This window comes from Arthrobacter sp. 1088, from assembly GCF_031455315.1.
In the GTDB taxonomy this organism is placed as follows: domain Bacteria; phylum Actinomycetota; class Actinomycetes; order Actinomycetales; family Micrococcaceae; genus Arthrobacter.
In genome coordinates this window covers 29,934-44,729 of sequence record NZ_JAVDSM010000014.1, presented here as the reverse complement: position 1 = coordinate 44,729, position 14,796 = coordinate 29,934, and the positions used below count along the sequence as shown (strand labels likewise).

Sequence of the window (14,796 nt, the reverse complement as noted above, 5' to 3'; positions counted from 1 at the left end):
TCAGAGGTACTGGCCCGGGCCGTGGTCCGGATCTTCGGGCCGCCCCTGGGGCGCCGCACCAGGCGCACCCGGTGCAGCGGCGCGCTGCGGTTGACCGTTTTCGCCGATGACAATGCCGGGCGCAATGACAGTCCCTGGCGGAAGCTGACGGAGTTGCATCTGTGCCTTTGCGGCCTGCTGAGCCGCGACCGCAGCCTGAATGCCGTGGAAGAGGCCCTCCAACCAGCCCACAAGCTGGGCTTGGGCGATACGAAGCTCTGCATCCGATGGCGCCTTCTCATCGGGGAAGGGAAGACTGATGCGTTCCAACTCTTCGATGAGCTCCGGCGCTAATCCGTCCTCGAGTTCCTTGATGGAGCGCTCGTGAATCTCTGCGAGCCGGCCGCGGGCGGCGTCGTCCAGCGGTGCGCTCTTCACCTCTTCAAGGAGTTGGCGGATCATGGTACCGATCCTCATTACCTTGGCCGGCTCGTCAACAAGTTCCTGGAGGTTCGCGCCCCGGGGCTTGGAATCCTTGACAGGTACCGCATTGCCCGAATGCTCTTCTGTGGGCGTGGTGGTGCCCTCGTCCAAGGTGGTTCCTTCCACAGGGGTGTCGTCCGAAGCCTCATCCGTGGGCTGAATGTTGTTCAGATCGCTCATCCGTTCATACTCTCATGCGGTTCACGGGAACCTGGGTCCAGGACCGGATTTTGGACTTCGTTCGTAGCGAAACTACACGTCAACAGCAGCGGCCTTGTGGATTACTGTCCTGCCGGTCCATCCGGTCCCGCCAGAACTCACGTTCTGTCATGGCGGGACCGGAGTGGCCCGTGGACGTGAAGTGGTCCAGGTATTTGCGGTAAGCGTCGGCACCCATGAGCGAACTCATGTAGGCGGCAAAGCCCCGGAATCCCCTGACGACGGCGTGCATTAGTGATGCCCCGCCTTTTGTGTCCGTTGCCCGGCCGGCAAGGCGTTCCATTCGGCGAGCAACTCCTTCTCTGCGGAGGTCGGGAACAGCCCGGCCGGGGCGAAGACCTTGGAGGCCACTGCCGGATCCTCGTGGTCCTTACCGCCCCCGGCACGGAACGCTTTGGCCGCTGCCACCACTGCGGTGATGATCACGATGATGCTCAGCGTCACGAAGATCACGGACAGCACGCCCTGGATCATGGTGTTACGCACTACCGCCTCCATGGCTTCCACCGTTTTGGCGGTGCCGAAGGACGTCTTGCCATCTGCCAGGGCTTTCGCGAACGCCTGGTTGTTGGCGAAGTAGCCCACTGCGGGAACCGGCGAGAAGATCTTGTGGAAGCTGGCCGTGACGGTCACGACGGCGGCAAAAGCCAGGGGAACAGCCACGATCCACAGGTAACGGAAAGCCCCGCGCTTGGCCGCAATGGCCATGCACACTGCCAGGGCAATCGCAGCCAGAAGCTGGTTCGCGATGCCAAACAACGGGAAGAACGTATTGATGCCGCCCAGCGGATCCGTAACGCCCAGCAAAAGTACCGCACCCCAGGCTCCCACCATGACGGCGGTGCACAACCAAGCGCCAGGGCGCCATGCAGGATCCTTGAACCTGGGCACGAAGTTACCGATGGAGTCCTGCAGCATAAAGCGGGCAACCCGGGTGCCGGCGTCCACTGCCGTAAGGATGAAGAGGGCTTCGAACATGATGGCGAAGTGGTACCAGAAGGCCATCATTGCGGGGCCGCCAATGAACTGCTGCATGATGTGGGCCAGGCCGACCGCCAAGGTGGGCGCTCCACCGGAGCGCGAGATGATGCTCTCTTCTCCCACGTCCTTGGCAGTCTGGGCCAAAAGGTCAGGAGTGATGTTGACGTTGGCCAGTCCAAGACTGTTTACCCACTGCGCAGCCGACTCCACGGTGCCACCCGTCAGTGCCAGTGGCGCGTTCATGGCGAAGTAGATGCCGCGATCGATCGAAATGGCAGCCACCAGCGCCATGATGGCCACGAACGATTCCATCAACATGCCGCCGTAGCCGATGAAGCGGGTCTGACGTTCCTTCTCGATCAATTTGGGCGTGGTTCCCGAGGAGATGAGCGCATGGAAACCGGACAACGCACCACAGGCGATGGTGACGAAGAGGAACGGGAAGAGCGCCCCCGAGAAGACCGGGCCGTTCTCACGGCCCGCGAACTCGCTAAAGGCCGGGACGTCGATTTCAGGGCGGACCACGATGATGGCGACGGCGAGCATCACGATCACGCCGATCTTCATGAACGTAGACAAGTAGTCACGCGGCGCAAGGAGCAACCACACGGGCAGGATGGCCGCGATGAAACCGTAGATGATGAGGCCCCAGGCGATAGTGACCTTGTCCAGGTGGAAGAAGGCAGAGCCCCACTCGGTGCCGGCCACGGCACCGCCACCAATGATCGCTGCCATCAGCAGAACAAAGCCGATGATGGAGACTTCCATGACCTTGCCCGGACGAAGATAACGCAGGTAGACGCCCATGAACAGCGCGATGGGAATCGTCATGCCCACCGAGAACACGCCCCACGGGCTCTCACCCAGGGCGTTGACCACCACCAGGGCAAGAATGGCCACGATGATGATCATGATGAGCAGCGTTGCCACGAGCGCCGCCGTACCACCAATGACACCGAGTTCCTCTCGGGCCATCTGACCCAGGGAACGGCCACCGCGGCGCATCGAAAAGAACATGACCAGGTAGTCCTGCACCGCGCCGGCAAGAACGACGCCGATGATGATCCAGATAGTGCCGGGCAGATAGCCCATCTGGGCCGCAATGATCGGGCCCACCAATGGTCCCGCGCCGGCGATGGCGGCGAAGTGGTGTCCAAACAGGACGTTACGGTCAGTGCGGACATAATCCTTGCCGTCGGCCTTGTATTCGGCCGGCGTGGCGCGCCGATCGTTGGGCTTAAGGAGGTATCGCTCAATGACCTTGGAGTAGAAGCGGTAGCCGATCAGGTAGGTACACACGGCTGCGAAAACAAACCAGATGGCGTTGACGGTCTCGCCGCGGACCAATGCCAGCATGAACCAGGCCACGGCCCCCAGCAGGGAAATCGCCACCCAGATTCCGATCCTTGCCGGAGTCCACCTGCGGTCCTCGGCATCCAGGACGGATTCATCCACGGCCGTTGCAGGCAGCGCAGGATCGACGCCCTTTACTTCTCCTGTTCGGTCGAGTTCTGTGCGGTCAAGTTCCGTGCGGTCAAGTTCTGTTTGGCCAGGTTCTGTATGGTCAGGGGTCATGCCCGTGTCTCCTCCTTGAGAACTGCTGCGGTTGTGGCCGCGGGTGCGCTGAACAGTCAGGGCACGCTAACAAAGTGGACATACAGAAGTGGGGCGTGACACAGGAACCCCGATGGTCTTGCGGTAAGCGGTAGTACCTCTGCGGCGGGCGTACTAACTCAGCCCTCTGTTGCCCTGCGACTGGACCATGCGTGCCTCGCAAAGATCCAGCCACCGCACTTCCGCCTCTGCTTGAAAGATCAGGGAATCGAGCACCAAAAGCCATGCAGTATCAGAGGACCGCTGGTTGGCCGAGACAGCCTTCCGTGTTTGCGTATGTTCGTGCAGCGCTCGAACCGAAACCTCCCGCTGGGACTGGATCACGGCCGAGGCATCCACCCCGGGCAGCGTCACGGCCAGGGCTAGCTTAATGGCAATCTCATTCCGCGGCGGGTTGTCGCGGTCCACGGCTCCCTCAAACCAGGCCGCAACTTCGGCAACCCCGGCGTCCGTGATGCTGTAAACGACGTGACCACCGCCGTCGTCGCCGTCTTTGCTGACAAGGCCATCGCGCTCAAGCCGGTCCAGCGTGGTGTACACCTGACCGATGTTCAGCGGCCAGGCAGCACCCGTACGGTCCTCGAATTCCACACGCAGCTCATAGCCATACCGGGGCTGGTCCTGAAGCAGGGCAAGCAGGCTGTGCCGGATGGACATGAGGTTCCTTGCTACTGGGGAATTGGTGGGGGACGTCCTGCATAAACGGGGCTGCCGTGGTTGTTAGAGGAGCAGGAGGACCTTACCTACATGGTCTCCGGAATCAAAGTATTCATGTGCCTCCCGGACATGGTCCAGCGGAAATGATTTGGCCACCAGGGGCTTGATGCGGCCGTCGGCGAGCATGGGCCACACGGACTCCCGCACGGCGGACATGATGATGCCCTTTTCGGCCACCGGGCGTGGCCGGAGGGCAGTGCCGATGACGGCAGCACGCTTGCTGAGCAGCTGTCCCAGGTTGATTTCGGCTTTGGTCCCGCCCTGCAGGCCAATGACGATCAGCCGGCCATAGTCGGCGAGCGCTTCGATGTTCTGTTGCAGGTACTTGGCCCCCACGACGTCGAGGATCACGTCTGCGCCTTTGCCTCCGTTTTGTGCCTTGAGGCTTTCAGGGAAGTCTTCTTCGTTGTAGTTGATGGCGATATCGGCACCGAGGAAGGCCTTTGCTGTGCCAACTTTTTCATCAGAGCCGGCGGTGGTGGCAACCTTGGCCCCATAGGCTTTGGCGAGCTGAATGGCCATGGTTCCAATGCCGCCGGTAGCGCCGTGGATGAGCACGGTCTCCCCAGGTTGGAGCTGGGCCGTCATGATGAGGTTCGAGTAGACGGTTGCCGCCACCTCGGGCAGTGCCGCAGCGGTGACCAGGTCTACGCCATCGGGTAGTCGCAGTACTTGCTCTGCGGGCACGGCGACCTGCTGGGCATATCCCCCGCCGGACAACAGGGCCACTACTTTGTCCCCCACCGAGAAGGCTTTGGTGACACCTGGCCCGAAGGCGGCAATGCGGCCGGAGACCTCCAGCCCGGGAATCTCTGAAGCCCCTGGGGGCGGTGGGTAGAAGCCGCGGCGCTGCTGGACGTCGGCACGGTTGAGGCCAGCAGCCACGACGTCGATCAGTACCTCGCCCTCGCCCGGCACCGGAGCCGGTACGTCGCGGACTTCGAGGACTTCGGGTCCGCCTGGTTCAGAAATATAGACGGCTTTCATGACGAACTCCCGGTTTCTTGCTTGTACATCCAGGCCCGGGGCAGGGACTGGAGAACGTGATGTTTTGGAACAGCCAACTCCCTATGAAACACTACTAGGCAGGGAAGGTTGTCCGAGCGGCCTAAGGAGCTGGTCTTGAAAACCAGTGTGCGGTAACCCCGTACCAAGGGTTCAAATCCCTTACCTTCCGCCAGCAGATGCCCCGGGTTCACGAGCCCGGGGCATTTTTGGCTTAAAACCGGGCCGGAAGTCAGGCTCCCATTCGGATCTGAGAACTGACACCCAGAAAATCATTGAAACTGTCATAGCCCCCGCATAGTGTTCTGCTTGTCCTCACAACCGCCGACAAACAGCCGTAGCTTCCGCCGCGGAACGAACACAGGAGCCTCACATATGCCTACGCCTGACATCACCTCTGGCGCACCGTGCTGGATTGATTTGATGACATCCGATACGGACCAAGCCAAGTCCTTCTACAACGCACTCTTTGGTTGGACTTACGAGACAGGCGACCAGGAGAAGTACGGCGGCTACATCACAGCTTCCAAGGATGGACGCCTGGTTGCGGGCATCATGCAGAAACAGGCAGACATGGGGGCCATGCCGGACGTGTGGTCGACGTACCTGCGCACGGACGACATCAAAGCCACCACGGAGGCAGCTGCCGCCCATGGTGGCCAAGTCCTCCTGGAGCCCATGGATGTTCCTGAACAGGGCATCATGGCCATGTATGGCGACTCTTCAGGAGCTGCAATCGGGGCCTGGCAGTTCGGGGAAATGAAGGGTTATGAGGTCGCTGCCGAATCCGGCGCCCCGGCATGGCACGAACTACTCGCGAAGGACTACGAGTCAGCGGTCAGCTTCTACCAGAGCGTCTTCGGTTGGGAAACTGCCGTCATGAGCGATACGCCGGAGTTCCGTTACACCACGTTGGGCGCTGGTGACGATGCCAAGGCCGGCATCATGGACGCTGCCGGCTTCCTCCCGGAGCAGGTTCCGTCCATGTGGAGCGTGTACTTCGCAGTGGACAATACTGACGCCACGGTGGAACAGGCCACAGCTCTGGGCGCTACCGTCATGGAAGCGGCAGAAGACACCCCCTTTGGACGGTTGGCCACGTTGTCGGACCCTACCGGCGCCGTCTTCAAGGTAATCCAGAACATGGCGTCGGCCAGCTAAACCCCTGAACGTTCGGTTCCTGCGGCTACCTCCTGACCCGAGGCGGCCGGCAGGATCCGCGCGCCCTCCATCCATCACCGGTCCACTTCCTGTTCATTCCGACGTGTTCTGCTATGCCCGATACCCAGGTTTACCCGGAGTAGCTTCCGGCATATCGCCCACTTCACAAGACAGCGGGCGTAGTCCAAAGAGCCCCACAGGGCTCCTAATGAAAGTTAGAGCGGATGCACCAAAAACACTGGAAAACAGCAGCTGGAGCAGCCCTTTCGATTGGTTTGCTCTCGGCTCCGCTGACAGCCGTTCCCGCAATTGCGGCCGACGATCCGTCGGCGCCGCCGGGCACCTCGGCTGTGGTCATCAACGAGGCCTACCTCAGCGGGGGCAGCAGCGGCTCTGCTTTCAAGAACAAGTTCGTAGAGCTCTACAACTCCTCGGACACTCCGGTCAGCCTGGCAGGGTGGTCGCTACAGTACCGCTCGGCAACCGGCACGGGAGCGCCCACGGGCATCACTCCGCTCACGGGCAGCATCCCCGCCAAGGGCTATTACCTGATCCAAGGAGCCACGAACAGCAGCACCTCCACGGCGCCGGCCCTGCCCGCCCCGGATGTGCAGGCAACCGGAACCTTGAATCCCGCTGGAACCGCCGGCACCCTGGTCCTGGCGAAGCAGGCCAACGCGGTTTCTCCCCTGGCCGCTGGCTCAGTGACGGACAATGCCGCCATAGCGGATCTCCTCGGCTACGGCACATCAAACACTTTCGAAACGTCGGCAGCAACCGCCCCCACGGGCAACACTGACGTCAAAAGCCTCAATCGGAGCAACGGTGTGGATACCAACTCCAATGCCGCCGACTTCAGCTTGAGCGCCACCATCACGCCCACGGCGTCCGGCGGCGGGACGCCGCCCGCGGAACCCGAGCCGGACCCAGGATCCAGGACCATCCCCGAAATCCAAGGCACCGGCGCCACGAGTCCGCTCGTCGGCAGCACGGTAACTACCCGTGGCAAGGTAACTGCCGTTTACGCTTCGGGAGGTTTCAACGGCTACTACGTCCAAACCCCCGGAAGCGGCGGGGAGGCCGCAGGGGCGGCCAGGACGGCGTCGGACGCTTTGTTCATCTACTCCCCCACGACGGCGGGTACGGTACAGCCCGGCGACTACGTGGAACTCACGGGTGTCGTCAGCGAGTTCGCCAACCAGACACAGCTCACGGTTGAGGCTGCCGGCCTGCAGAAACTGAGCGAAGCTGCGCCGGAGGTAAAGCCCACTGCCTTCGAGATGCCCGCCAACGAGGCCGCGCGCGAAGCCCTTGAAGGCATGCTCGTCGCCCCACAAGGCCCGTACACCGTGACGGACAACTATTCGCTGAACCAGTATGGCGAAATCGGCCTCGCGGCCGGGACATCGCCGTTAGTGCAGCCGACGGCGGTCGCTACCTATGGTTCAGCAGAATATGCCGACGTGGTGGCCGGGAACGCCCTCCGTGCCATCAAGCTCGACGACGGCGCGTCCACCAACTTCCTCAAGGACGCCACCACGAAGGCCCAGCAACTGCCATACCTGACCACGTCCGATCCCGTTCGCGTGGGCTCTCCGGTGCAATTCCGGACAGACGTGATCCTGGGCTACGGCAATAACTCCTGGAAGTTCCAGCCCCTCACGGCGCTGACTCCCACGAATGCGGAGACTGTGCAGCCTGCAAGCTTCACGACAACCCGTCCCGACGGCCCCGCTGACGTTGGCGGAAACCTAAAGCTTGCCTCCTTCAATGTGCTGAACTACTTCACCACTACCGGCGACCAGCTCAGCGGCTGCATTTTCTACACCGACCGGGACGGGAATCCGATCACGGTCAAGGAAGGTTGCAACGCCCGGGGTGCTGCCAATGCTGAGAACCTCCAACGCCAGCAGGGCAAGATCGTCGCTGCGATTACCAAGGCAGGTGCGGACGTCGTATCCCTTGAGGAAATCGAGAACTCCGCCCAGTTCGGCAAGAACCGTGATGACGCTGTGTCCAAGCTGGTGGCCGCCCTCAATGTGAAGACGCCGGGCGTATGGGACTACGTGCGGACACCCGCAAACGCCCCCCCTCCCAGCGATGAGGATATGATCCGCACCGCGTTCATTTACAAGAAGGCCGTAGCCGAGCCGGTCGGGGAGTCAATCATCCACAACGACACCGTGGCCTTTGCAAGCGCCCGCAAACCGCTGGCGCAGGTCTTCAAGCCAGTCGGCGCGGACGAGGACAAGAAGTTCATCGCGATCGTGAACCACTTCAAGTCCAAGGGTTCCGCTGCAACGCCGGATGACACGGACAAGGGCCAGGGCGCCTCGAACATTGCCCGCACAAAGCAGGCTGAATCACTCCTCGCCTTCTCCAGGGACCTCCAAGCCACCAAGGGCACAGACAAGGTCTTCCTGATTGGCGACTTCAACGCCTATGCCAAGGAAGACCCCATCAATGTCCTCACTGGCGCAGGTTACGCGGACCTTGAAGCTGGTACCGGCAAGCACTCTTACCTCTTCGGGGGCATGGTGGGCTCGCTGGACCACATCCTTGCTTCCCCGGCAGCGGCCGGGATAGTCACGGGAACCGACATTTGGAACATCAACTCCGTGGAGTCCGTGGCGCTGGAGTACAGCAGGTATAACAACAATGTGACCAACTACTATGCCGGGGACGAGTTCCGCGCCAGCGATCACGACCCCGTGGTGGTGGGTATGAACCTGGGACCGGATGTGCCGGCCACTGTTGACCTGCAGTTCCTTGGCATCAATGACTTCCACGGCCGGATCGACTCCAACACTGTCCTCTTCGCCGGCACTGTGGAGAAGCTCCGCGCCGAGGCCGCCCCCGGCGCAACCGCCTTCATTTCTGCTGGAGACAACATCGGCGCTTCGCTCTTCGCGTCCTCGGTTGCCAAGGACCAGCCGACCATCGATGTCCTCAATGCCTTGGAACTCCGGGCTTCGGCAGTAGGCAACCACGAGTTCGACGGCGGGTGGCAGGATCTGCGCGACCGCGTCATCGCCGATGGTACCAACGCCAAGTTTGCCTACTTGGGCGCGAACGTTTACCAAGCGGGCACCAAGACTCCGGTCCTGCCGGAGTACAAAGTCCTGGAGATGAACGGCATGCGGGTGGCTGTCATCGGCACCGTGACGCAGGAAGTGCCGTCGCTGGTGACTCCCGCCGGCATCACGGATCTTGAGTTCGGTGATCCGGTGGAAGCCATCAACCGGGTGGCCGCAAAGATCAAGGCACAAGACCTGGCCGATCTGATCATCGTGGAAAACCACGACGGCGCTGCATCGGGCACACCGGAGGGTGCCACCCTGGAGCAGGAAGTCGCAGCCGGTGGACCGTTCGCCAAGCTCGTCAACGAGACCACCCCCGACGTAGCCGCCATCTTCACCGGGCACACCCACAAGGAATACGCCTGGGACGCACCCTTGCTGGACGCCAACGGCCAACCCACCGGCAAAACCCGTCCCATTGTGCAGACCGGCAACTACGGCGAAAACGTGGGAAGCGTTACTCTCACCATCGATACCACCACGCATTCGGTCACAAGCTATAAAGCTGCCGTGGTGGATCGGACCACGGACACTTCGGAAAGCCTCGTTGCCGCCTATCCTCGCGTGGCCGCAGTCAAGGCGATCGTGGACAAGGCTCTTGCCGATGCTGCCGTGATCGGGAATCAGCCGGTGGGCGCAGTGACAGCTGATATCACCACCGCCTTCACTCCGGATCCGGCTGGCGGCACCCCCAAGCGGGACGACCGCGCGAACGAATCCACCCTCGGAAACCTGGTAGCGGACTCCTTGGTGGACACGCTCCAGGCGCCTGAACTGGGTGCGGCGGAGATCGGCGTCGTGAACCCTGGCGGCCTGCGTAACGAGCTCTACTACGCACCGGACGGCACCATCACCTACGCTGAGGCCAACGCGGTCCTGCCGTTCGTGAACAACCTGTGGACTACCTCCCTCACTGGCGCCCAGTTCAAGACCCTTCTTGAGCAGCAGTGGCAGACCAACGTTGATGGAACAGTTCCCAGCCGCCCGTACCAGCAGCTTGGACTTTCCAGGAACGTCAACTACACCTACGACGCCGCCCGCCCGGAAGGCGACCGCATCACCGGCATCTGGGTAGGCGGTGCAGTCATCGACCCCGCCAGGCAGTACAGGATCGGTACGTTCAGCTTCCTGGCTACCGGCGGCGACAACTTCCGCATCTTCAAGGAAGGCAGCAACACGAAGGACACCGGGTTGGTGGACCGCGATGCCTGGATCAAGTACCTCCGTGAGCACAACCCCGTGTCTCCGGACTTCGCGCGCCGGTCAGTTGCCGTGGTAAACACCACCGCCGCAGAGGTCAAAGCGGGTGAGCCCATGGCACTCGCTATCTCCAAGCTGAATCTCACCTCGATCGGCAGCCCGGCCAACACCGCCCTTAGGGCCGTCTTCGTGGACAGCAAGGGCGCGGCGATAACGCTCGACTCCGTGCCGGTAACGGCAGGCACTGCCACAATGAACCTCAAGGTTCCCGCGGCGGCAGCTGCAGGCAGTGGCACATTGGTGCTGACCGCCGTCGAGTCCGGAACCGTCGTGAAGGCCCTGGTGACGGTTGCGGGGAGCGGCACGAATCCTCCGCAATGCACTCCGCCCACCAAACCGTCCAAGTGGTACGACGCCGTGGGCTGGTTCCACTACGCATGGGCCTGGTTGGTGTACCAGAAGTGTCTGAGGGGCTAGGCGGCCCCTTCGCATGACCCGCCAAAAAGGTAGCCCCTCACGAGGATGACTCGTGAGAGGCTACCTTTTTGGATTTTCGCCTACTTCTTGGCGAGCTCGGGTTCCTCCGTGTGCTTGGCGTCCTTCTCAAGCTGCGCCTGGAACTCCTTGAAGCGAATCAGGTGCGCTGGCCGGCGACGCAGGATGACCCAGGCCACCCCCAGAATCAGGAACCACAGCGGCGTGGCCAGGAGCGCAGCAAAAGTGTCCGGCTGCGTGGTCAGGGTCCAAAGCACGAAGGCAAAGAACGCAAAAACCACCCACACCATCACCACGCCGCCTGGCATTTTGAACGCCGAAGCATCATGCAGGTGTGGCCGCCGCTTGCGGAATGCAAGGTAGCTGGCCAGGATGATGGACCATACGAACACGAAGCAGACAGCAGACACGGTTGTCACCATGTCGAACGCCTTGCCGATGTCCTGCCCGGCATACATGAGGACGACGCCGGACAGCAGCAGGACGCAGGAAAGGAACAGGGCGTTGCGGGGTACTTTGCGTCCGGACAATGCTCCGAAAACGGCGGGTGCGTCGCCTTCCTGGGCCAATCCGTAAACCATGCGGGACGTTGAGTAGATACCCGAGTTGGCTGAGGACATCGCAGAGCTGAGAACCACCAGGTTGACGATCGTAGCCGCCGCGCCCAGGCCGGCCAGGGAGAACATTGCAATGAATGGGCTGTGGCCGGCCGCGAACTGGGTCCACGGGGTGACGGACATCAGGATGATGAGGGCACCCACATAGAAGAGCAGCACGCGGACCGGAATCGAGTTGATGGCCTTGGGCAGGTTCTTCTCCGGGTCCTTGGCCTCGGCGGCCGTGGTGCCTACCAGTTCAATGCCGACGAAAGCGAAGACGGCGATCTGGAAACCGGCGACGAAGCCCATGAATTCGTTGGGGAAGAAGCCACCGTGGCTCCACAGGTTGGTGAAGCTGGCCGGTCCGGCGTCGGACTGGAAGCCGCTGAAAATCATGAACAAACCGACGATGATCAGTGCCGCGATGGCGACGATCTTGATGAGGGCGAACCAGAATTCGGTCTCGCCGAATGCTTTCACCGTAGCCAGGTTCAGAAGCAGCAGGATTCCGATGGTGATCAATCCGGGCACCCAGAGTGGAAGGGACGGCCAGAGCTCCTTGGAGTACCCGGCGATCGCGATGACGTCGGCGATGCCGGTAACGACCCAGCAGAACCAGTAGGTCCAGCCGGTGAAGAACCCTGCCCAGGGACCCAGCAGGTCCGCTGCAAAGTCGCTGAAGGATTTGTAGTTCAGGTTGCTCAAGAGCAACTCGCCCATGGCGCGCATGACGAAGAAGAGCATGAAGCCGATGATCATGTACACGAAAATGACAGATGGACCAGCGGCAGAAATGGTCTTTCCCGAGCCCATGAACAGGCCCGTGCCAATTGCACCGCCTATCGCGATCAGCTGGATGTGCCGGTTGCTGAGCTGCCGTTCGAGGTGTGGTTCGAGGTGTGGTGAGCCTGCTGGATGCGGGACGGAGGAGGGTGGGCGCTGAATCGTCAAGAGGAACTCCATTGTTCAGGCGGCACTGGGTGCCACGATGATTCGGGTTCCTCCCCACTCTGTAGGTGGACCTGAGAGTTTCCGCAGGGATGGCCTGCTTGCACCTTCGGTGAGCCCGGATGCCCGGACTGCTTTCCAGAGTTGCCTCGCCGCGGCGGTACATGGGCCTGAGAGATTCCTGGGGAGGGTTTGCTCCTACGGCGCCTGACGGGATGTACCGGCAGGACTCTCCCGCCGCAGATCAAAAGCGCGCACCACTTTGCCGGTGATGCAGCTCACACACTAGCGAAGCATTGGACACACCGCAAACAAAGGCAGCTAGCTGGCCAGAATGCTACGGGCGATTTCGTCGGCATCCCGCAGGGTTCGCTGGCCACTGGCATAAGCCTTCCCGGTCGCTGGACGCGCCTCGGCAGCAATGGCCGTTCCCCACTGGGTCGCCGACAATTGCAGACCCAAAACATACATCCCCCGGGTCACAGAGCCGTTGGACGCCACAGGCCGGTACGGGTGCGGTTCCACATCCAGTCCGGTTGTCTGCACCGGCGTGCCCTCGGCACTCATCATGATTTTGGTTCGCACAAGGCCGTCAGCCATGAGTTGTTCCAGGAGTGGAGAAATATTGATGCCCACCCTGTTGGCCGGCGACATCGCTTCAATCAACGTGGGTGCCTCCGCTGGCCCGTCGTGGACCCATGGAGAGACTGCCCGGAAAACCTTGGCGCTTCTGTCCACACTGAACTTCGGGTCGGGTCCAACGAAACCAACGACGCCGGCACGCGCCAAAGCAGCCAACTGCTCCGAACGCAGTGCCGGGGCCCCGCTGGCAAGGCCTTCAACGAACGATTCGAACCATCCCCTCAGTTCAGCGACCCACGATTCGTCCGTGATACCACCGTCTGCCACGACGGACTTCAGGATCGCCCTGCCGGTATGCAGTGCGCCGATTGCCATTTTCACGGGATCCGCTTCGCCCAGTGCGGAGCGTCGTGCGTCGTCGTCCAGGTAGGCCGTTATCGCCAGATCCAGTTCCCGGCGGGACGCGAACGTCCGGCCAGCCAAGGGCGCAGCGAGTCCGCGGACATTCAGTCGGCGGGAGGCAAGCACGTGCTTGTCCACCAAGGCGGCGACGTCGCTTTCCCAGTTGGCGGTGGTGTGCGCGTGGGGTTGCAACGCGTCCTCAAGGTCCGCGAGGAACTGCGCCGCATCGCGGATGGCGGCAGGCTGCGACCTTGCCAGGGTGGAGTAATAGGCCCACAAGGCGTCCCGGTGCAGGAGCGGCCAAAGATCGTGGTCGAATCCGGGCTGGATACCGGCTGCCCTGAACCGGTCCACTGCTGCCTCGGTCAAGTAACGCATGGTGATGCTGCTGGGGTAATACCCCGCCAAACCGGCCTTGGCCCGGTACGGTGTTCCGCGCCGGGATGCTGCGATAATCCTGGGTTCCCTGCCCGAGGGCCGGTACTCGAGAACTCCGGCTCCCGGTACGCCGGCTTCGACGAACTTGCCTCCCCGGCCCTCAGTCAGCTGGCCCATGACATCGAAGAAATTCAGTCCCATTCCACGCACCAGGACGGGCTCGTTGTCCGGCACCCGCTGCCAGTCGACGTCGGCTGGCGGTGCAGGCGGGAAGTAGAGGAGGCCGTGCTCATCGGCTGCCCGTTGGAACGAACGCTGCTCCGGATTCAAACGTGACTCGACGTGTCCCAGCGCGAGGACCACCGAGCCGACGGTGAGGGTAGTGCCGTCGGCCAGTTCGACGTCGAACGCTTGCCCACCTGCGATGCCTGGGCTTGCCGGGACCGGGCGCGCCGCTACGGCGGTCGTCTCATGGAAGGTGACCTCCACGCCGTCGGGCATTCGCTGAAGCAGTTCCGCCAAAGTCTGCCGCAGGTACCGTCCGTAGAGCGCCCTGCTGGGAAAATCGTGGGACTCCAGGGTGGCCAACTCCGCCTTTTCGGCGTCGTTCAGCCCCTGTCCATCACGACGTCGGGCGGCGCGCCACTGGTCGAACGAACCGCCTGCGAGGGGCTGCGCAAGTTTGGGGTCTTCCGGGATGAGCGTCGGATAGAACGCCTGTGTGTTCATCAGGTACAGCCTGGACTGCTCCGGCTGCCACACATGGCCGGATGCTGGCGGGAAAGGATCCACAACGTGGATGTGCAGTGTGCGCTGCCCGGTATCGGTCCGGTTCGCGCGGCTGGTGGCCCCTGCAGCCCAATTCGCGAGCAGCCGCTCAAGGACACTCGTGCCCCGGGGGCCGGCCCCAATAAGGGCAACACGATTGATTTGCGATTTAGCCACGCTCAAGC

Annotated in this window: 9 protein-coding genes, 1 tRNA gene and 1 riboswitch; of the genes, 3 read left to right on the top strand and 7 right to left on the bottom strand. The window is 62.1% G+C overall.

Annotated elements, in window-relative coordinates; all coding sequences use genetic code 11:
* The 5 genes from J2Y41_RS19515 to J2Y41_RS19495 all read right to left on the bottom strand — a co-directional run bounded on the left by J2Y41_RS19515 (position 1) and on the right by J2Y41_RS19495 (position 4,980).
* Positions 1 to 642 (bottom strand): bacterial proteasome activator family protein, encoded by a 642-nt coding sequence (locus tag J2Y41_RS19515; RefSeq protein WP_224094421.1) that lies wholly within the window; start codon positions 640 to 642, stop codon positions 1 to 3.
* Positions 643 to 721: 79 nt separating this feature from the next.
* The gene (locus J2Y41_RS19510; protein WP_309930977.1) at positions 722 to 913 is read right to left on the bottom strand and encodes a YbdD/YjiX family protein; all 192 of its coding nucleotides are present in this window, start codon (positions 911 to 913) and stop codon (positions 722 to 724) included.
* Positions 913 to 3,237, bottom strand: a complete 2,325-nt coding sequence (locus tag J2Y41_RS19505; RefSeq protein WP_309930974.1) for a carbon starvation CstA family protein — start codon at positions 3,235 to 3,237, stop codon at positions 913 to 915. The genes J2Y41_RS19510 and J2Y41_RS19505 overlap by 1 nt, the downstream gene beginning before the upstream one ends.
* A gap of 153 nt (positions 3,238 to 3,390) precedes the next feature.
* Complete coding sequence (locus J2Y41_RS19500) at positions 3,391 to 3,933, bottom strand: PadR family transcriptional regulator (protein WP_224094415.1); 543 nt, start codon at positions 3,931 to 3,933, stop codon at positions 3,391 to 3,393.
* Between the two features lie 63 nt (positions 3,934 to 3,996).
* Complete coding sequence (locus J2Y41_RS19495) at positions 3,997 to 4,980, bottom strand: NAD(P)H-quinone oxidoreductase (protein ID WP_309930970.1); 984 nt, start codon at positions 4,978 to 4,980, stop codon at positions 3,997 to 3,999.
* A gap of 102 nt (positions 4,981 to 5,082) precedes the next feature.
* Here J2Y41_RS19495 and J2Y41_RS19490 point away from each other — a divergent pair.
* The 3 genes from J2Y41_RS19490 to J2Y41_RS19480 all read left to right on the top strand — a co-directional run bounded on the left by J2Y41_RS19490 (position 5,083) and on the right by J2Y41_RS19480 (position 10,916).
* A tRNA-Ser gene (locus J2Y41_RS19490) sits at positions 5,083 to 5,173 on the top strand.
* Between the two features lie 200 nt (positions 5,174 to 5,373).
* Positions 5,374 to 6,159 (top strand): VOC family protein, encoded by a 786-nt coding sequence (locus tag J2Y41_RS19485; RefSeq protein ID WP_309930968.1) that lies wholly within the window; start codon positions 5,374 to 5,376, stop codon positions 6,157 to 6,159.
* A gap of 224 nt (positions 6,160 to 6,383) precedes the next feature.
* On the top strand, positions 6,384 to 10,916 hold the full coding sequence (locus J2Y41_RS19480; protein ID WP_309930966.1) for an ExeM/NucH family extracellular endonuclease: 4,533 nt from the start codon (positions 6,384 to 6,386) through the stop codon (positions 10,914 to 10,916).
* 80 nt (positions 10,917 to 10,996) lie between these two features.
* Here the strand turns inward: J2Y41_RS19480 and cycA are convergent, their stop codons facing one another.
* A complete protein-coding gene (gene cycA, locus J2Y41_RS19475; RefSeq protein ID WP_396133570.1) occupies positions 10,997 to 12,496 on the bottom strand; it encodes a D-serine/D-alanine/glycine transporter in 1,500 nt (499 codons plus the stop codon).
* A 133-nt stretch (positions 12,497 to 12,629) separates the two neighbouring features.
* Positions 12,630 to 12,728: riboswitch (glycine riboswitch) on the bottom strand.
* Positions 12,729 to 12,802: 74 nt separating this feature from the next.
* Positions 12,803 to 14,788, bottom strand: coding sequence for an FAD/NAD(P)-binding protein (locus tag J2Y41_RS19470; RefSeq protein ID WP_309930961.1), 1,986 nt, complete (start codon positions 14,786 to 14,788; stop codon positions 12,803 to 12,805).
* Positions 14,789 to 14,796 lie beyond the last annotated feature (8 nt).